This window comes from Bradyrhizobium sp. DN3 (genome assembly GCF_041357655.1).
Classification (GTDB): domain Bacteria; phylum Pseudomonadota; class Alphaproteobacteria; order Rhizobiales; family Xanthobacteraceae; genus Bradyrhizobium.
Map to the genome: position 1 here is coordinate 61,890 of NZ_JAULLN010000026.1, position 17,888 is coordinate 79,777.

At 65.2% G+C, this 17,888-nt stretch carries 19 protein-coding genes; 11 read left to right on the forward strand and 8 right to left on the reverse strand.

What is annotated here, in order from left to right; genetic code table 11:
* Window positions 1-103 precede the first annotated feature (103 nt).
* Genes AAE027_RS30985 through AAE027_RS30995 form a run of 3 tightly spaced genes read left to right on the forward strand, consistent with a single transcriptional unit; the run spans window position 104 to window position 2,772 of the window.
* Window positions 104-766, forward strand: coding sequence for an FABP family protein (locus AAE027_RS30985; RefSeq protein ID WP_370989189.1), 663 nt, complete (start codon window positions 104-106; stop codon window positions 764-766).
* 14 nt (window positions 767-780) lie between these two features.
* Window positions 781-1,491: a RibD family protein gene (locus AAE027_RS30990; protein ID WP_370989190.1), complete on the forward strand. Its 711-nt coding sequence runs from the start codon at window positions 781-783 to the stop codon at window positions 1,489-1,491.
* A gap of 9 nt (window positions 1,492-1,500) precedes the next feature.
* Complete coding sequence (locus AAE027_RS30995) at window positions 1,501-2,772, forward strand: flavin monoamine oxidase family protein (protein WP_370989191.1); 1,272 nt, start codon at window positions 1,501-1,503, stop codon at window positions 2,770-2,772.
* A 34-nt stretch (window positions 2,773-2,806) separates the two neighbouring features.
* Here the strand turns inward: AAE027_RS30995 and AAE027_RS31000 are convergent, their stop codons facing one another.
* From AAE027_RS31000 to AAE027_RS31025, 6 genes are all read right to left on the reverse strand, one after another.
* Complete coding sequence (locus AAE027_RS31000) at window positions 2,807-3,124, reverse strand: hypothetical protein (RefSeq protein WP_176945968.1); 318 nt, start codon at window positions 3,122-3,124, stop codon at window positions 2,807-2,809.
* 201 nt (window positions 3,125-3,325) lie between these two features.
* Window positions 3,326-3,673: a DUF3088 domain-containing protein gene (locus AAE027_RS31005; RefSeq protein WP_370989192.1), complete on the reverse strand. Its 348-nt coding sequence runs from the start codon at window positions 3,671-3,673 to the stop codon at window positions 3,326-3,328.
* Window positions 3,674-3,710: 37 nt separating this feature from the next.
* Window positions 3,711-4,289, reverse strand: coding sequence for a hypothetical protein (locus AAE027_RS31010; RefSeq protein ID WP_370989193.1), 579 nt, complete (start codon window positions 4,287-4,289; stop codon window positions 3,711-3,713).
* Between the two features lie 196 nt (window positions 4,290-4,485).
* On the reverse strand, window positions 4,486-5,799 hold the full coding sequence (locus tag AAE027_RS31015; RefSeq protein WP_370989194.1) for a tetratricopeptide repeat protein: 1,314 nt from the start codon (window positions 5,797-5,799) through the stop codon (window positions 4,486-4,488).
* Window positions 5,800-5,814: 15 nt separating this feature from the next.
* Window positions 5,815-6,837 carry an aldo/keto reductase gene (locus AAE027_RS31020; RefSeq protein WP_370989196.1) on the reverse strand — a complete coding sequence of 341 codons (1,023 nt, stop codon included), beginning with the start codon at window positions 6,835-6,837 and terminating at the stop codon, window positions 5,815-5,817.
* 303 nt (window positions 6,838-7,140) lie between these two features.
* The gene (locus AAE027_RS31025) at window positions 7,141-7,566 is read right to left on the reverse strand and encodes a PaaI family thioesterase (RefSeq protein WP_370989198.1); all 426 of its coding nucleotides are present in this window, start codon (window positions 7,564-7,566) and stop codon (window positions 7,141-7,143) included.
* A 67-nt stretch (window positions 7,567-7,633) separates the two neighbouring features.
* Here AAE027_RS31025 and AAE027_RS31030 point away from each other — a divergent pair, with 67 nt between their 5' ends.
* The gene (locus AAE027_RS31030) at window positions 7,634-8,263 is read left to right on the forward strand and encodes an NUDIX hydrolase (protein ID WP_370989240.1); all 630 of its coding nucleotides are present in this window, start codon (window positions 7,634-7,636) and stop codon (window positions 8,261-8,263) included.
* Between the two features lie 56 nt (window positions 8,264-8,319).
* Window positions 8,320-9,570: a hypothetical protein gene (locus tag AAE027_RS31035; protein ID WP_370989199.1), complete on the forward strand. Its 1,251-nt coding sequence runs from the start codon at window positions 8,320-8,322 to the stop codon at window positions 9,568-9,570.
* 264 nt (window positions 9,571-9,834) lie between these two features.
* On the opposite strand, the gene AAE027_RS31040 is transcribed toward AAE027_RS31035, so the two are convergent.
* Window positions 9,835-10,152 carry a hypothetical protein gene (locus AAE027_RS31040; RefSeq protein ID WP_128942347.1) on the reverse strand — a complete coding sequence of 106 codons (318 nt, stop codon included), beginning with the start codon at window positions 10,150-10,152 and terminating at the stop codon, window positions 9,835-9,837.
* A 194-nt stretch (window positions 10,153-10,346) separates the two neighbouring features.
* Here AAE027_RS31040 and AAE027_RS31045 point away from each other — a divergent pair, with 194 nt between their 5' ends.
* From AAE027_RS31045 to AAE027_RS31070, 6 genes are all read left to right on the forward strand, one after another.
* On the forward strand, window positions 10,347-10,826 hold the full coding sequence (locus AAE027_RS31045) for a hypothetical protein (protein ID WP_091895130.1): 480 nt from the start codon (window positions 10,347-10,349) through the stop codon (window positions 10,824-10,826).
* Between the two features lie 191 nt (window positions 10,827-11,017).
* Window positions 11,018-12,031, forward strand: a complete 1,014-nt coding sequence (locus AAE027_RS31050) for an IS5 family transposase (protein ID WP_479714255.1) — start codon at window positions 11,018-11,020, stop codon at window positions 12,029-12,031.
* Window positions 12,032-12,367: 336 nt separating this feature from the next.
* Complete coding sequence (locus AAE027_RS31055; protein ID WP_370989201.1) at window positions 12,368-13,315, forward strand: TAXI family TRAP transporter solute-binding subunit; 948 nt, start codon at window positions 12,368-12,370, stop codon at window positions 13,313-13,315.
* Between the two features lie 149 nt (window positions 13,316-13,464).
* A complete protein-coding gene (locus AAE027_RS31060; RefSeq protein ID WP_370989202.1) occupies window positions 13,465-15,576 on the forward strand; it encodes a TRAP transporter permease in 2,112 nt (703 codons plus the stop codon).
* Window positions 15,537-15,950 (forward strand): DUF1850 domain-containing protein, encoded by a 414-nt coding sequence (locus tag AAE027_RS31065; RefSeq protein ID WP_370989203.1) that lies wholly within the window; start codon window positions 15,537-15,539, stop codon window positions 15,948-15,950. Before AAE027_RS31060 ends, AAE027_RS31065 begins: the two co-directional genes overlap by 40 nt.
* Before the next feature lie 90 nt (window positions 15,951-16,040).
* The gene (locus AAE027_RS31070) at window positions 16,041-16,847 is read left to right on the forward strand and encodes an SDR family NAD(P)-dependent oxidoreductase (protein WP_370989205.1); all 807 of its coding nucleotides are present in this window, start codon (window positions 16,041-16,043) and stop codon (window positions 16,845-16,847) included.
* 219 nt (window positions 16,848-17,066) lie between these two features.
* Here the strand turns inward: AAE027_RS31070 and AAE027_RS31075 are convergent, their stop codons facing one another.
* Complete coding sequence (locus tag AAE027_RS31075; RefSeq protein WP_370989206.1) at window positions 17,067-17,837, reverse strand: hypothetical protein; 771 nt, start codon at window positions 17,835-17,837, stop codon at window positions 17,067-17,069.
* Between the last annotated feature and the right edge of the window lie 51 nt (window positions 17,838-17,888).

Below are 17,888 nucleotides of genomic sequence, written 5' to 3' on the forward strand. Positions count from 1 at the left end.
CTGCGCGTGGCGCCTATGTCCATTCGCAATTGTGAGACTTGAGCACGAGCCGCGGTCTCGCCTCCGTGCTATTGCTGCCCTCGCAATCTGCGCGAGGACATGCATGCTTCCCCTTCCTGCCGACATCTTCACCGAGCCCGAGGACGTCTCGCCCGACGGCCTTGCCAATCTCGGCCCGCTCCGCCGTCTCGCCGGCAGCTGGCAGGCGGACAAGGGCATCGACGTCAATCCGAAGGCGGAGGGGCCGGAGCGGCGCACCTTCATCGAGCGCATCCGCATGGACCCGATCGATCCGCAGGCCAACGGGCCGCAGCTGTTCTACGGGCTGCGCTATCACATCCACATCAACACGCCCGAGGAGGACATCACCTTCCACGACCAGGTCGGCTACTGGCTGTGGGAGCCCGCGACCGGGTTGATCATGCAGACGCTGGCGATCCCGCGCGGGCAGGTGCTGCTCGCCTCGGGCAAGGCCGGGCCGGACGACAGGAAGATCTCCGTCACGGCGAAGCGCGGCGATACCGCTTATGGGATCTGCTCGACCGATTTCCTGGAACAGGCCTTCCGTACCGATTCCTATCGCTGCGACATCAGCTTCAACGACGACGGCAGCTGGACCTATCTGATCCAGACCGAGTTGTTCGTGCGCAGCGCGCCGTTCAATCACCACGACACCAACACGCTCAAGCTGGTCGCGCCGCCAAAGCTCAATCCGCTCGCCGTGATCGTGAACGATCGCGCCAAGGGCGGCGGATCGGCGGCCTGAGACCGGAGAATCACATGAAGCCTTATGTCATCTGCCTGATGCACTCCAGCCTGGACGGCCGTACGCATCCCAGCCGCTGGCGTCCGAAGGGTGCGGGCACGGACTGGTTCGAGAAGATCCATGACGAGCTCGGCGGCGATGCCTGGGTGATCGGCCGCGTCACCGGCTCGGAATTCGCCAAGGGCAAGTCGTACCCGATCGGGACGAGCGAGAAATTTCCGCGCGAGAACTGGTTCGCGCGACGCGATGCGAAAACCTATGGCGTCGTGCTCGACGCGCAGGGCAAGATCGGCTGGGGCCGCTCCGATATCGGCGGCGATCCAATTGTCGTCGTGCTGACCGAGAGTGTGCCGGATTCGCATCTCGCAGGGCTGCGCGGCGAAGGCGTGTCCTATATTTTCGCCGGCGAGTCCGAGATCGATCTGGCGCTGACGCTGGACATTCTCAGCCGTGAGCTCGGCGTGAAGCGTCTGCTGGTGGAGGGCGGCGGCGTTGCCAATGGCGCGTTCCTGCGCGCCGGCCTCATCGACGAATTCAACCTGATCCTCAGCCCCGCGGTCGATGGCGCGAGCGGCGCACCCTTCGTGTTCGATTCGACGGCAGCAGACAGCGACAAGCGCGCGCCGATCACGGCGATGACGCTGGAGAGCACACGGGAGCTCGGCGGCGGCGTCCTGCTGCTGCGCTATCTGATCAAGAACGATCCGCAGGCCGTGGTAAAGTAGCGCGCCGGCATGTCGGGACCATCGGAGCACATCGTCATCGTCGGTGCCGGCGCCGCCGGACTGATGGCGGCGCGGGAGCTGGCGCGTGCGGGTAGACGCGTGACCATCCTGGAGGCGCGCAAGCGCTGCGGCGGGCGCATCCATCCGCTGCCGGCGGCGCAGTTCGGCTACCCCGCCGATGGCGGCGCCGAGTTCGTCCATGGCGAGGCGCCGGTCACGCGGGCTTTGCTGCGCGAGGCCGGGCTGTCGCTTCAGGCGATCGGAGGCACGCAATGGAGCTTTGACGGCGCAAGCCTCTCGCGTGAGGACCGCCACGATCCGCATGAGGCGGAGCTGCAAGCCGCACTGCGGGACTTGAAGGACGATCTCGCCGTCGCCGACTTCCTGCGCCGTCATTTTGCCGGAGAGGACTATGCGCGGCTGCGCCATTCCATCGGGCGAATGGTCGAGGGCTATGATGCGGCGGACCCCGCGCGCGCCTCGACGCTGGCGCTGCGCGAGGAGTGGATGGATGGCCGCCACTCTCCGCAGGCGCGCATCAATGGTGGCTATGGCGCGCTGATCGATTTTCTGGCGGCCGAGTGCCGCGCCTGCGGCGTTGCGATCCGACTCGGTTGCGCCGTGTCGGCGATAGTGGAAGAAGGCGGCGCTGTGGTGGTTCGCTGCGTCGGCGGCGATGGGCTTGCGGGCGACCGCGTCATCCTCACCGTGCCGCTGCCGCTGCTGCGCGAGATCGCGCTGCCAGCACACGTCAGCGCGAGGCTTGCGGCCGCCGACGATATCGGCTTCGGCAACGTCATCAAGATCCTGCTCCGCTTCGCGCGGCCCTGGTGGCGCGCCCGACAGGAAGACCTCGCCGACATGACCTTCCTGCTGTCGAACGAAGCGATTCCGGTGTGGTGGACGCGACATCCGGACCAGCATCCGCTGCTCACCGGCTGGTTCGGCGGCCCGCGAACGGCGGAGCTGTCGCATCTCGAGCCGCAAGGACTGATCGAGGCCGGGCTCGATTCGCTCGCCGCCATCTTCAAGCGGTCACGCAATGATATCGCGCGCGATCTCGTGGCGGCGGCTGCAACCAATTGGGCGCACGACCCCTTTGCCCGCGGCGCCTATTCCTGGGCGACGCCGCGGACGCGAGAGGCGCAGACGATTCTCGCGCGCGCCGACGGCTTGGTGCTGTTGTCCGGCGAAGCGCTTTATCGCGGCCGCGACATGGGCACGGTCGAAGCGGCGCTGGCGAGCGGCCTGGAGACGGCGAGGACGATCTTGCGGAGCTAAGAAAGAAGGCCCGCATCTCTGCGGGCCTTTTGTCTCACCAGCGTCCGCCGCCGAAGCTGAATGTCACGCCGGGACCGCCGCCGTAATATCCGTACGGGCCGCCGCCATAATAGCCGTGGTGCCGCGGGTAATAGCCGTAGCTGCGGTAATACGGGCGATAATGGCCGTAGTGGTGGCGCCAGTGATGATGGTGCCGATGGCCATAATAATGGTGCCTGTACTGCGCGCTGATGTCGGTCGATCGGCTGCCTTGCGCGTTCTGCTTCGCGCTCGAACTATTGGCCGCGTTCGCCGCCGATCCGCCGGCGAGCGCCGCGGCACCGATGGCTATCGCGACAAAGAGATACTTCATGTCGTCACTCCAGTTGAACGTCGTGTGACAACAGATGAACATCCGGCGCGTTCCGGCCAGCGCAGGCGTCGAAACGACGCAGCATGCGACGTCCGGTTCGCGCGAATGATCGCATGTCGTGAGATTTATTGTCGCATGGAGGGGTGATCGCACCGTCGCCATCACTCCGCCGCGAATGAGGCGACCAGCTCGGGACGTCCCTCACGGATGCGGATCGGGAAAGCCGTGGCGCTCGGAGAGCGCGGCAAGGATCGCGTCCTTATCGGCGATGAAGGCGCGACCATGGTGGCTGCCGGTCTGGTGCGGCGAAGTTGCCCCATCGGCCAGCACAAGCAGCGGAAGCGATTGATTCTCTGCGCCGACCAGCGCGATCACGGCCTGCCGCGGGCGCGGCCACGCGATCCGCTCGACGTCGAGCTGTTCGGCGAGCCGCGGGAAAGAGGCCAGCACGCCCTCGATCAGCGCGCAATGCCAGCAATAGAAGCGGCGGCCCGGAAAGGCCGGGTCCTGGAAATCGGGACGCAGCAGAAACAGACGATCGCGCATCATGGGTCGACTATACACGCTGACGCCAGCGGAGGTACCGCTACTTGAACGGATCCTGGATCGACGGCGCCGACTGCCGGATGCGGCGCACGTTGACCGGCGTGCCGTCGGAGACGAACAAGAGCTCGTATTTGCGGCCTTCGCTGTCGGTGGCGGAGCAGGTGACGTCGTTCACCTTCCTGGCGGCGAAATTGCCGGTCTGGCGGCAGACTCCGGTGGAGGTCTGCTCGGCCGGCACCGGCAGGCCATCGACCTTCGGACGGTCCTTGGAGTTGAGCAGCATGCGATCGATCGGCAACTCGTAGGAATTGTCGTCGGCGCGCTTGCCGTTCTCGCCGGAGAACGACACCACGTGATTTGCGTCGGCGGGATCGTCGACCGCGACCGCGAAATTGACTCGGCCCTTGTCGCCATGGGCGTAGGCCACCGTCTTGCAGCCATAGGTGCGCCCGGCGACCTTGAGCGTCTTGCACTTGCCCGACATCAGCGCCAGCAGGTCGATAAAGGAATTTTGCTGCGCCAGCGGATTGTTGACCGGGACGGGGGCGGAAGTCTCGGCAAAACAAGGGCTTGCCAGGGCAATGAGAGCGGCACCGAGGGCGGGTCGGCGGAGGCGCATCGGAAGGCTCACATGCCAGGGAACCACGGGAAAGTTCCATCCGACAACCATCGTACCGCAAATTGGTTGCGATCCCGTTTGTCTTGCCGAACCCGACTGGAATACCACCGCGCCCACCCCAACGGCGATTCGCGAGATCGCCCCAAATCCATCCGGTGGCACTTGCCGTCAGGCCGGTGTTTTTTTCGTGGCAGGGCTAGCCCATCGCCGCCTGCCAGCGCCTATCGCGCAGGGACGGGCGGCGGTGCAGGCGAGCCTCGAGCAGGGTACGGGCGCGGGGCAGCTCGCCGCTGCGCATGAGGGCGACGATGTAGGTATCCTCGATCAATTCGCGCTGGGCGTGACTGCCACCGATGCGCACGACGTCAGCGAGAACCGGCGCGAGCGTCTGCACGCAGGCCGCGTAATTCTCATTCGCAAAGGCCAGAAGCGCGCGGCAGATCGCGGGCACCACCGGGCCGGCCGGCAGCTTGCCGTCCGCGAGCCGCTGCTCGATCACCGCAAGGCGCGCGGCAAGCGCCTTGTGGTTCTGCGTTGCGGCGGCGAACAGCGCCATGTGGACGTCGGCGAACGGCAGGCCGGATTTCGGGAATAGTTTTTGCGCGGTCGCGTCGGCATCGCGCCAGAGCGCCTCGGGCACGGTGTGGCCGTAGGCCGACAGGCGCCACAGCAGCGAGGCGCCATCGGTGACGGCGTTGAGTGGAGGCGCCTGCGTGACTGACGGCTGAAGCACGTCGGCATAGATCGACAGCGCCCTCGCTGCATCGCCGTGCTCCAGCGAGCCGAGAGCCTGGTGCCAGCGGATGTGGCCGTGCAAAATTCCGGCGCGGTCGTAAGTGGGGATCCAGTCGTCGACGAGGCGATCGGCGTCGTCGATCGCGCCGTCCTCGAACATCGCATGCAGCACGGCATGCGCGGCATGGGCGTTGGCGCGACGCAGATTGAAGCCGCGTTCGGTGACGCTGCGGCCGCGGGCGACATCGCCGTTCTCCGTCATCGCCCAGCCATACATGGTGAGAAACCACCAATCCTCGCCATAGTGCTGCGCGACGCGCTCGCAGAGCTCATACCGGGCGCGATCGTGATCGGCCATGCCGGAGAAGGCGAACAGACCGAACGCGCCGAGCGGCAGCGACAGCACCAATGCATCGCGCGGCCATGTCTCGATGTGCTTGCGCATCGCTGCGATCGCCTCGGGCAGCCGACCCTCGATCGCCAGCGCCAGCGTCTCGACATGGGAGCGCTCGCGCTCCGTGCCGTGCTTCGCAACGCGTTCGCGCGCGACCGCCGCCTTGCTGCGCGCGAGATCGCCCTGCTGATAGAAGGCATGCACGCGGGCGCGGGCGATATGCGCCAGCGCAAAATCCGGGTCGGCCGCAATCGCGCCTTCCAGCGCCTCCACCGTGCCGGTCCAGCCCGCGAGCATAAGGTCGACGCCCTCGCGATAGGCGGATGCCGCCGCATCGGATGTGGTGGAGAGCGGCAGGCCGTAGCGGTCTTCAAGCGCCATGGTCGTCTCCGGAGTTCAAGCCGTCCGCGCGCGGCGTCCCTCGATCGGATAGGCCGGATCGTTGTACCCGGGCGTCGAGGGATGGCCCGGCACGACCAGCCGGTCGATCAGCGCCTCGTCCTCCGCGGTGAAGCGATAGTCGAGCGCGCGGATATAGTCGTCCCATTGCTGCTCGGTGCGGGGACCGGCGATGATGGAGGTTACGAAGGCGGAGTTCAGCACCCAGGCGACCGCGAACTGGCCGGCGGTGATGCCCCTCTTCTCGGCGTGGGCTTTGATCTCCTGCGCGAGCTGGAGCGATTCCGGCCGCCATTCGGTCTGCATCATGCGGGTGTCGTTGCGGCCCGCGCGCGTCTCCTTGTCTGGCTTAGCATCGGGCTGGTACTTGCCGGTGAGAACGCCGCGCGCGAGCGGGCTGTAGGGCACGATGCCGAGGCCGTAATAGGCGCAGGCCGGGAAGTGCTCGACCTCAGGCATGCGGTTCATCGCGTTGTAATAGGGCTGGCTCACCGCGGGCCGGTCGATGCCGAGCCGGTCGCAGATGTTGCAGATCTCGGCGACGCGCCAGGCGCGGTAGTTCGAGACGCCGAAATAGCGCACCTTGCCCGCGCGGATCAGGTCGCCCATCGCGCGTACCGTCTCCTCCAGCGGGGTCGCATGGTCTTCCTTGTGCAGATAGTAAATGTCGATGTGGTCGGTACCGAGCCGCTTCAGGCTCTCGTCGGCGGCCTGCAGCACCCAGCGCCGCGACAGGCCGCCGCGATTGGGATCGTCGCCCATTTCGTTGTTCATGGGGTTAGCGAGCTTCGTGGCGAGCACCCAGGCGTGACGATTGCCGGCAATGGCGCGGCCCACGACCTCTTCGGACGCGCCCTTCGAATAGGCGTCCGCCGTGTCGATGAAGTTGATCCCGGCATCGAACGCTTTCGCGATGATCTGCTTGGACGCGGCTTCATCCGTCGGCCCGCCGAACATCATGGTGCCGAGACAAATCGGCGACACTTTCAGGCCGCTGCGGCCGAGCTGGCGGTATTGCATGGTTGCTTCCTCAACGCTTGCGTTGGTGCCAGCATAGCCAGCTACGTCAGTCATTGCGAGCGCAGCGAAGCAATCCAGAGCTGCGTCCGCGGAAACATTCTGGATTGCTTCGCCGCACTCGCAATGACGGTGTGGGGTACGCTCATGCCTCACAATCGGTGTCATCGCCCGACTTGATCGGGCGATCCAGTACGCCGAGACGCCTGTAATTGATCGAGCCGCCGCGGCGTACTGGATTCCCCGCTTTCGCGGGGAATGACAGCGGTGGGTGTGGTGCGCAGCGGCGGTCCGACGAGACGCGCCCTACCCCGGCCCCTTCAAAATCTTGAACACGCCATTGGCCATCACGATGCAGCGATCATCCACCGTCACCTCGGTGCTCATGAAGATGAGGCTGCGGGTCGAACGCACCACGCGCGGGCGGGAGATCAGGATGTCGCCGATCTGGCCGGCCTCGACGAAATGGGTGTCGAGCTGCACCGTCGCCATGAACTCCTTGCCGGAGAGGTAGCGGGCGGTCATGCCGCAAGTACGGTCGGCGAAGGTCATCATCACGCCGCCCTGGACCATGCCGCGGCGGTTGTGGTGCTTGTCTTCGGTGGCGAGGGCGAACTCGTAATGGCCGTCGATCTTGCGCTCCCACAACGGGCCGATCAGGTGCATGAAGCCCGTGGTCTCGAGGACCGTCCATCCGTCTGATTTCAGCCTTGCGGCGGCCTTGTTGGTCATGTCGTCGTCCATTCAGGTGCGGACCTTCGATCTCATTTCATCGAGGCCGGACGTGGTGTAGTCAAGCATCATGAGACCGTTCGACGATGCCACACGGCGGAATATCGCCGCCGCCTGCGCGGCCTTTGCGCGGCTGCCTGAGGAAGAAGCGCGGCCGGCATTGAAGCGTGCCGCGGTGGCGGTTGCGCTGACCGCAGCAGGCGAGGGCGACGACACTGCGCTGCTGCTCACGCTGCGCGCATCGCACTTACGCGCCCATCGCGGCCAATGGGCCTTGCCGGGCGGGCGCTGCGATGCCGGCGAGACGCCGGTCGAGGCGGCGCTGCGCGAGCTCGACGAGGAGCTTGGGCTTCGCCTCACCGGCGCCGACGTGCTCGGCACACTCGACGACTATCCGACACGCTCCGGCTATCTGATCACGCCGGTCGTGGTCTGGGCCGCCGAGAGCGCCGCGATCAGGCCGAACCCGGACGAGGTCGCGTCCGTCCATCGCATCGCGCTCGCCACGATCGAGCGCGACGACGCTTTCGATTTCATCGCGATCCCCGAAAGCGCGCGCCGCGTGATCCGCTTCCATCATCAGATGAGCCTGATCCACGCGCCGACGGCGGCGCTGATCTACCAGTTCCGAGAGGTGCTGGCGGGGCGGCACACCCGCGTGACCGAGCTGGAACAGCCGGTGTTCGCCTGGAAGTGACGATGGTAAACGGCGCGTTAACGTGACGGTTACCGGATGCCTGCTAAGAGGGCAGCATGCATCACACACCGATTCGACGCGCCCTGACGCTGGTTCCATTCGCGCTCGTGCTGCTCGCGCCCGCCGCGCGCGGCGGTGGCGCCGACGCGCTGCCGCCCGCTGTCAGCAACGCCAATGCTCAGCTGTTGTCGCAGTTTTTTGCACAAGGCGGGGCCTCGCCGGCCGTGCTCGAATATCGCCGCAAGCTCGCGGAATACCAGGCGGCGCGCGCCGCCTTCGACGCCGAGGCGGGCGCCTATTGGAGTCAGATCTCCGAGAAGCGGAAAACCCGCAACGCCAAGCGGCGCAGCGGGCAGCAGGTGACCCTCGATGATTACGTGCTGGAGCATCCGCCGCTTTATACCGGGCCGAAGCGGCCGGTGAACCCGGAGCCGGAGGAAGCGCCGGAGCGTCCGCCCCGAAAGCCCATTCCGGTGGTTGCTGATTTCGTGCGCGCGGCGCAGGAGCTGTACCAGTTCACGCCGCAGCGCCCGACCAGCGAGGTCGAGTTCAAGCGCGCCTATGCGCGCTACGCGCTCGCCTCGGGGCTGACGCGCGAGCAGGCGGTGCGGGTCTATTCGTTCGAGACCGGCGGTACCGGCAGTTACGACGTGCAGGCGGGAATCGAGCACGGCGGCAAGCGCGCGATCTCGACTGCGATGGGCTACAATCAGCTCCTGACCACCAACAGCGTCGAGCTGCTGGCCGAGCAGGGCCATGAATTCGTCCGTGCGCTTTCGGACAGGGTGGCGCGCAGCTCAGGGCCGGCGCGCCAGTCGCTCGAGCACAAGCTCGCAGTGCTGAAGAAAATGGTCGCGCATGCGAAGTCGGTGCCCGACACCTGGTCGGAGCACGAGAAGATCGGCAACACCGCGCAGGGCTGGGCCATGCATGCGATGGTGCTCGACGTCGACGTCGGTCCGATGCTCCAGACCCACAAGCTGCTGACCTCGGTGCTGTTCGCGCGCGCCAAGGGCTACGCCCGTCCGCTCACCGCGGCCGAGCTCGAGATGATGAACCTCACCGGCGACGGCACCGGCCTCGACATGGTGACGATGCCGCAGGCGATGCGCGAGCAGGTGCCGACCTCGAACTTCTTCCAGCGCGGCGGCTACGAGCGCAACCCGGTCGCAATCCGCCACAACACGGTGGCGAAGCTGCTGGCCGTGACGGATGAGCGCATGGATTCGAACGGCAGCAAAGCCGGCGCAAGGGAGCTGGCGGGGGTGTTTCAGATATCAGGTGTCGTCCCGGCGAAGCTGCCGTAGGGTGGGCAAAGCGACTTGTCCGCCGTAGCTCGAAGAGCCGAAGGCGGAAGCGTGCCCACCATTCTCGATCGGAATGTGCTGATCGATGGTGGGCACGGCGCTGCCGCGCCTTTGCCCACCCTACAGTTTCTCGACTCTGTCATGCCCCGCGGAGGCGGGGCATCCAGTACGCCGCGGCGTCTCCGTATCCCATCGCTGTCTCTGGAATACTGGATCACCCGCCTTCGCGGGTGATGACACCGAGTATGGGCGCGCGGCCTTGTCCTACTGATCCGGCCCGAACTTGAACTTGCCGTCGCCTTCGAGATACGGACCGGTGCGCATGTAGAGCTGGCCGTTGTGGCCGATGAAGAACAGCGTGCCCTTCGGCACTTTCTTGGCGCCCTTGAGCAGCTCGCCGGCGTTGCTGGTGCCCATCTTGTAGGAATAGGTCTTGCCGTCTCTGTCATAGGCGTAGCCCATGTCGGGCTTGAGCTCCCACGGCGTTGCCGGGACTTGCGCCAATGCGGGCACGGCAAACGCGCCGAGCACGGTGACGAGTGCTGCTGAAGCAAGCGCAAATGTCTTGGTTGAAAATGCCATCATCCATCCTCCCCGTCGCTGGGGTGCCGGCTTGAACAAATCACGAACGGCATTTCCGGGTCAATTTGCGAAAGCGCCGCAGCGCATCACGTCCTACCCAGCAGTTTGTGATTTTCCCTTCGTCCCCTCGCGACTATGTTCCGCTTTCCGTCTAGAACGCAACTCGACAAAATGATGGGTAGGGGATGATTCGGATGCGCCATGTGATCAAACTTTGTTGGGCTGCTGCATTGTCGTTGACGGCGCTGGCGCCGGCCGCGCGGGCCGATGACTACCAGCTCAGCCACAACCAGCGCATTTCGTGCAGCCGCGGCCTTGCCCCCGGTAAGCTGAACACCGCCACCTGCAAGTCCTACACCTATCTCTTCAACACCAAGACCTCGGAATATTTCCGCTGCCAGGTCTCGCTGGCGCTGACCCGCGACAACAAGGAAGTCATCAACGTGCAGACCGACGGCGGCTGCACCAAGAAGCCGCGCATCTTCGAGACCGACGGCAAATACGATTTCGACGCCACCGAGACCGAGCCGCCGAACACCAACTCGTTCTTCGGCCCCGGCGGCTATTCGGTCTGGGCCACCGACGTCAGCGCGCAAAAGGTGCGCGGCTGCATCATCATCTCCTCCGGCCTCGGCTCCGACATCTCCAAATGCCTGGACATGACGTTCCAGTGAGTCCTTTCCGGCGACGGTGCGCTCCCTCCCCCGCCTGCGGGGGAGGGTTGGGGAGAGGGTGCTTCTGCAATGGGACAATCCCTAAGGGGAGAAAGCCCTCACCCGCGCCATCGGCGCGACCTCTCCCGCAAGCGAGAACTTTGCATAATCGGCGAATCTGCGATTCCCTAGACCGGTTGGAGGGGACGGGAATGGCATATCGGCAGGCGGGGCAACCGAGCTTTGCGGACGCGCTGGTGTCGCGGCGGGGGAAAGCCAATCCGGTGCTAAGGCGGATTGGCGAACTGGTCGATTGGGCAGCAGTGGAGCGCGTGCTGCGCGGCCTGCCGGAACCGGAGCGCGGGGCGCCGGCTTATCCGCGGCTGATGATGTTCAAGGCGCTGCTGCTGCAGCAATGGTATGGACTGTCCGATCCGGAGCTTGAAGAGGCGCTGGATGACCGTGCTTCGTTCCGCGACTTCTGTGGCTTTGTCCTGGGCGATGCGACGCCCGACCACGCCACGATCTGGCGCTTCCGAGAGACGTTGCAGCGGGCCGGTCTGGACGAGACATTATTCGATGAGATCCTGCGCCAGATCGAGGCGCGCGGGCTGGTGCTGCGCCGGGGTACCTTGATCGACGCGAGCCTGATCCCGGCGGCGGTGAAGCCGCCGAAGCCGCCGAAGGATCTGCAGCCGCCCGGTCCGGACGGTCGGGCGCCGAGCAAACTGGTCAACAGCGAGCGCGATGCGGATGCGCGATGGACTAAGAAGGGCGGCAAGCGATACTTCGGCTACAAGGCCCATGTCGGGATCGATCAGGGCTCGGCGATTATCCGCCGCAGCAAGCTGACCGATGCGGCGGTCAACGACACGGTGCCGGCCGACGAGTTGATCAGCGGTGACGAGAAGGCGGTCTATGCCGACCAGGCCTATGACAAGCACGAGCGCCGCGCTGGGCTCGCTGCGCGGGGTATCAAGCCGCGACTGATGTTCCGGCCCAATAAACATCATCCGCTGACCGACCGGCAGAAGCGCTTCAACGACGCTGTGGGGCGGCGCCGCGCGCCGGTCGAGCAGGTCTTCGCGCGCCTCAAGGTCGTCTATGGCTGGGCACGCGCTCGCTATCTGGGCTTGGCGCGCAACCAGACGCATCTGCGTCTGCTTTGCCTCGCCATGAACCTCAAACGATGGGCGGTGCTGCGTCCGACAAGGGGGATGGCGTGACCGCCATCGCCCACGGCCATCGATTCAGCCGCGAAAACGGCCCGATCCACCGTTCGCGCCCCGCCCGAGGCCGCAAAAAAAATCCTTGAAATCGCGCCTCACTCCTGCGCAACCGATTGCGCAAAGCTCTCGCAAGCGGGAGAGGTGACGGAGCCTGCGGCGCGAGTGATTGAACTCAATTAAATCCGCCCGGCTGCGCCACCTCGCCGCACCATCCGGTTCCCAAAAATCCAGCCGGAACGGCCATTTACCGCAGTCCTGTTTTGCCTTTTGGATGGGTTGACCCGCTGCCCTCATCCAGCCAATTTCGCCGCCGGTTTGGGGAGTACAACAACCATGAAACGGACGTTCTTCGGCGTGGCCGCGGCTCTTGCTCTGGCGGCGTCGGCACTTTGCGCACATGCGCAATCCTTCATCAACGTGCTGACCGGCGGCACCTCCGGCGTCTACTATCCGCTCGGGGTCGCGATCGGGAAGATCTACGGCGACAAGATTCCGAACGTGAAGACGCAGGTGCAGGCCACCAAGGCGTCGGTCGAGAATCTCATCCTGCTGCAGCAGGGCCGCGGCGAACTGGCGTTCACGCTGGGTGACTCGCTGAAAGCGGCCTGGAATGGCGAGGAGGAGGCGGGCTTCAAGACCAAGCTCGACAAGCTCCGCACGATTGGAGCGATCTATCCGAACTACATCCAGATCGTCGCGACCACTGAGTCCGGTATCAAGACGCTCGCCGACCTCAAGGGCAAGAGCCTGTCGGTCGGGGCGCCGAAGTCGGGCACGGAGCTGAATTCGCGCGCGATCCTCGCGGCCGCCGGCATGAGCTACAAGGATCTCGGCAAGGTCGAATATCTGCCCTTCGCCGAATCCGTCGATCTCATGAAGAACCGCCAGCTCGCCGCCACGCTGCAATCGGCGGGCCTCGGCGTCGCCTCGCTGAAGGACCTGTCGACCTCGAGCCCGATCACGGTGGTGTCGGTGCCGAAGGAGACCGTCGACAAGATCGGCCCGCCCTTTATCTCCGCGATCATTCCGGCCAACACCTATACCGGGCAGGACAAGGACGTGCCGACGGCTGCCGTGGTCAATTATCTCGTCACGAGTTCCGCGGTATCTGACGATCTCGCCTATCAGATGACAAAACTGGTCTACGAGTCGCTCCCCGAGCTCGCCAACGCGCATGCGGCCGGCAAGGAGATCAAGCTCGAGACTGCTGCGGCAGGGAGCCCGGTTCCGCTGCACCCCGGCGCGATCCGCTATTACAAGGAAAAGGGGTTGATCAAGTAAGACGCTTGTCATGGCCGGGCTTGACCCGGCCATCCATCCTAAAAGGATATCGTCTTTCGATGGATGCCCGGGTCAAGCCCGGGCATGACGTATTCAGGGCACAGCGCGAATGCTGTAAGAACGCCCCATCAGGGCGCGGGAAAACATCAATGTTGCAGACAGAGGGCACCGAAGCTGCGCCCATCAAGGTCGAGTTCGACAATTTCGAGCACGGCTTTCCGGAAGGCTTTGGTCCGGGCTGGTGGGGCCATCTCGCCTACTGGATTGGCATCGCGTTTGCGACCTTCCAGCTCTATGTCGCCGCCTTCAACTATTTGCCGAGCCAGGTGGTGCGCGGCGTCCATGTCGGCTTCCTGGTTCTGCTCACCTTCGGCCTGATCGCCAATTTCACGGCGAAAGGCAATTTCGGCCGTGCGCTCGGATGGGTGATCGGCGGCGCGGGTTTCTTCTGCGGCCTCTATCAGTGGATCTTCTATGCCGATCTGATCGCCCGCGACGGCGATCCCACGCGGCTTGATCTCGTGGTCGGCACGCTGCTCGCCGTGCTGATCTTCGAGGGCACGCGGCGGCTGATGGGCGCGGCACTGCCGCTGATGTGCGGCGCGTGTCTCGTCTACTGGTTCTTCGGCCAATACCTGCCGTCGCCGCTCAACCATCGCGGCTATGATTTCGATCAGATCGTCACGCATCTGTCGTTCGGCACCGAGGGCTTTTATGGCGTGCCGATCTACGTCTCGGCGACCTACATCTTCCTGTTCATCCTGTTCGGCTCGTTCCTGGAGCGCGCCGGCATGATCCAGCTGTTCACCGACGTCTCGCTCGGCCTGTTCGGCCGCACCCGTGGCGGTCCTGCCAAGGTCGCGGTGTTCGCCTCGGGCATGATGGGCACGATTTCCGGCTCGGGCGTTGCCAATGTCGTCACCGTCGGCCAGTTCACGATCCCGCTGATGATCAGGTTCGGTTACCGCCGCGCGTTTGCGGCCGGCGTCGAAGCGACGGCCTCGATGGGCGGGCAGATCATGCCCCCGGTGATGGGCGCGGTCGCCTTCATCATGGCCGAGACGCTCGGCGTTCAATACTCGGAGATCGTCAAGGCGGCGGCGATTCCTGCGATCCTCTATTTCGCCTCCGCCTTCTGGATGGTGCATCTGGAAGCAGGCAAGTACGGGCTCGTCGGCATGAAGCGCTCGGAGATCCCGAGCGCCTGGAAGGCGCTGGTGACGCGCTGGTACCTCGTGCTGCCGCTCGCCGCCCTCGTCTACATGCTGTTCGAAGGTTTTACGCCGCTTTATGCCGGCAGCATGGGCCTTGCGCTGACGGTGGCACTGATCCTTGGCACCAGCATCACGGCCGGCGTGTCCGCGACGGTCATCCGCTACATCTTCTGGATCGGCCTCGCGCTGGTCGTCGCCGCGCTGTCGCGTGATGGGCTTCAGATCGTGCCGGTTGCTTGTGTCGTGGTCGGGCTGATCGTGATCACCGCCTTCGTGCGCGGCGGCTTTGCGGCGTTGCGTGCCTGCCGCGATGCGCTTGCTGAGAGCGCCAAATCCGCCATCACCGTCGGCATGGCCTGCGCCATCGTCGGCGTCATCATCGGCATGATGTCGCAGACTGGTGTCGGCACCATCTTCGGCGGCTGGGTGATTGGCCTCGGCGAAAAGAGCCTGTTCCTGGCGCTGATCATGACCATGCTGCTGTCGATCCTGCTCGGCACCGGCATCCCGACCATCCCGACCTACATCATCACCGCCGCGCTCGCCGCGCCGGCGCTTGCGAAACTCGGCGTGCCCCTGATCGCGAGCCACATGTTCGCGTTCTACTACGGCATCATGGCCGACCTCTCGCCGCCGGTGGCGCTGGCTGCGCTTGCGGCGGCGCCGATCGCGAAGGAGAATCCGGACAAGATCGGCTGGGAGGCGATGCGCATCGCGCTCGCCGGCTACGTCATCCCCTTCATCTTCGTCTATTCGCCGGCGTTGATGCTGCAAGCCGGCGATCCCATGGCCGCCAAGCTCGGCTTCTACGGCGCGGTCGCGCTCGCGAGCTTGAAGGCGCTGGTGGCGATCGCGCTGTTCGGCATGGTCGCGATCGGCTTCCTGTTCACGCGGCTGACGCTGATCGAGCGGCTGGTCGCGCTCGGCGCCGCGTTCTGCCTGCTCGGCGATTTCCCGTTCAGCGATACCGCCGGCTTCGTGCTCTCCGCGGCGCTCGTGCTGTGGCAATGGCGGCAGCGTCCGCCTGTAACGGTCGAGGCGGTGTGAGCCTCTGCTTCGCAACGGCAGGCGGTGTGAAGGCGCTGGCGCTGTCCGCCTTCACGTTGGCCTGGACCCATTCGATCGCGAAGGTCGAATGGCAGGAAGATTGGCGCGTCACGCCCGCCGGTCTCGAATTGGTGCAGGCCCGCGTCAAGGGCACCGGCCCCGGCATGGAGCCGCCACCCGAAGCGCGGCTGATTGGCGGCTGGTTTCAATGGCGGCCGGACCGCGCGCCGATGCGGGAGGTCGTGCTGGGCAATTCCGGTGCGGCGGGGGAGTGGCGGCTCTGTCATGACGGCAAGTGCCGGACGTTGTCGGAGATTGTGGGGCATGCGATCGGTGCTAACGTCACCACGATGAAGATTTGCAACGATCCGTAGCCCGGATGGAGCGCAGCGCAATCCGGGGACGGTGATCCCGGATTACGCTGCGCTCCATCCGGGCTACAAGAACAACAAAGGAGAAACGCGATGGATCGGCTCAAGGGCAAGGTTGCGATGGTGGTGGGCGCCGGCTCGATTGGACCCGGCTGGGGCAACGGCAAGGCGACCGCGGTGACCTTTGCGCGCGAGGGCGCGCAGGTGTTTTGCGTCGATCGCAACGGCGCGGCCGCCGAAGAGACCGCGAAGATCATCAATGACGAAGGCGGCAAGGCGACGGCGTTCACGGCCGACGTCTCGCGGCCTGCCGAGATCGAGGCGATGGTGGCGGCGTGCCTGAAGGCCCATGGCCGCATCGACGTGCTCGACAACAATGTCGGCATCGCCGAGATGGGCAGCGTGGTCGAGGTGACCGAGGAGAGCTGGGATCGCGTCTTCAGCGTCAACCTCAAGAGCGCCTATTTCGCCATGAAGCACGTCATTCCCGTCATGGTGAAGCAGGGCGGCGGCTCGATCATCAACATCTCCTCGATCGCCTCGATCCGCCACATGGGCATCTCCTACGTCACCTACGGCACCTCGAAGGCGGCAATGAACCAGATGACGCGCACCACTGCGATCGAGTTCGCGCGCCATCATGTGCGGGTCAACGCGATCCTGCCCGGCCTGATGAAGACGCCGATGGTCGAGCACTCTGCCGGCCTGGCCGCGAGCTATGCCAAGGGCGACGTCGAGGCGATGTGGCGCGCGCGCGACGCGCAAGTGCCGATGGGCCACATGGGCGATGCCTTCGACGTCGCCAACGCCGCGCTGTTCCTGGCATCGGACGAGTCGAAATATGTGACGGGAATCGAGCTGGTGGTGGACGGCGGGATCACCTGCAAGGCGGGGGCGTAGCCTCAACCTCCGCCGTCGTCCCGGACAAGCGCGCCCAAAGCGCGCGCCGATCCGGGACCCATACTCCCAGGCCGGAGTTGTTTTGCTAAACGGTAACTCCGAGTCATCGTAACCACATCTGCCTGTGGTTATGGGTCCCGGATCGGCGCTCCGCTCCAGTCAACGCTGCGCGTTGTCTGGGGCTGCGCTTGTCCGGGACGACACGGAGTGTTGGGTTGCTTACTGCGCCAGCGCCAGAATCCCACCCGCGAACGCGTGCCAGGCCGCCGTCTCGCTGACCGGCCAGTTCAGCACCTTCACCGCCAGCAGCGCGAGCGTGCCGTAGATGTAGACCGGGTGGACGCGGCCCTCGGTGCGCCAGTCGCGCACCATGGCGACGACGAGCAGAAGCGAGGCGACGACAGCCGGCGCGATCGTGACGGGCACCGGCGGCGGGCCCGGCGGTCCGGGAGGGGCGAGGAAGGTGAGGAACCAGCGCGCGATCGCGGCATCCAGAATCGAGACCGCAGCGAGCAGCATCAGGCGCTTGTGGATCTCGGGCCTGCGCGTGTTCATGATCGCGAGCACGAACGCCATTGCGAAGAACGCGATCCCGCTCATGGGCACGATCGAGAATGCGATGCCGGCCTCCTTCTGCCCGAGCGCGGCGGAATGCTGCATCACATGGACGGAGGCGAGAAAGCCGAAGATCGTCATCGCGGTCGCCAGCGACACACCGGCGATGCCAAGCGAGCGGTGGTTGACCACGCGGCCGGACGCTGCGAGCCAGGTCTGAAGCACGAAATAGAGCGACCAGGTGAAGAACAACAGTCCGTGAAAATGAATCACGGGGCTTGCAGAGAACGTTCGGTTGGCGAGTGGCACCCAATAAGTCGGTGCAAAGCCCAGAAACGCGGTGGCGGCGCAAGCCAGCGCCATGTGGAGATAAAAATATCGTGCAGGCGACGCATCTCGCGCGCGGACACGACGGTCATCGATCAGGGTCGTCATCTGGAATGAGTCTGGGAAGGAGCGGTTTGGTTCAATCCCCGCCGTCGTCCC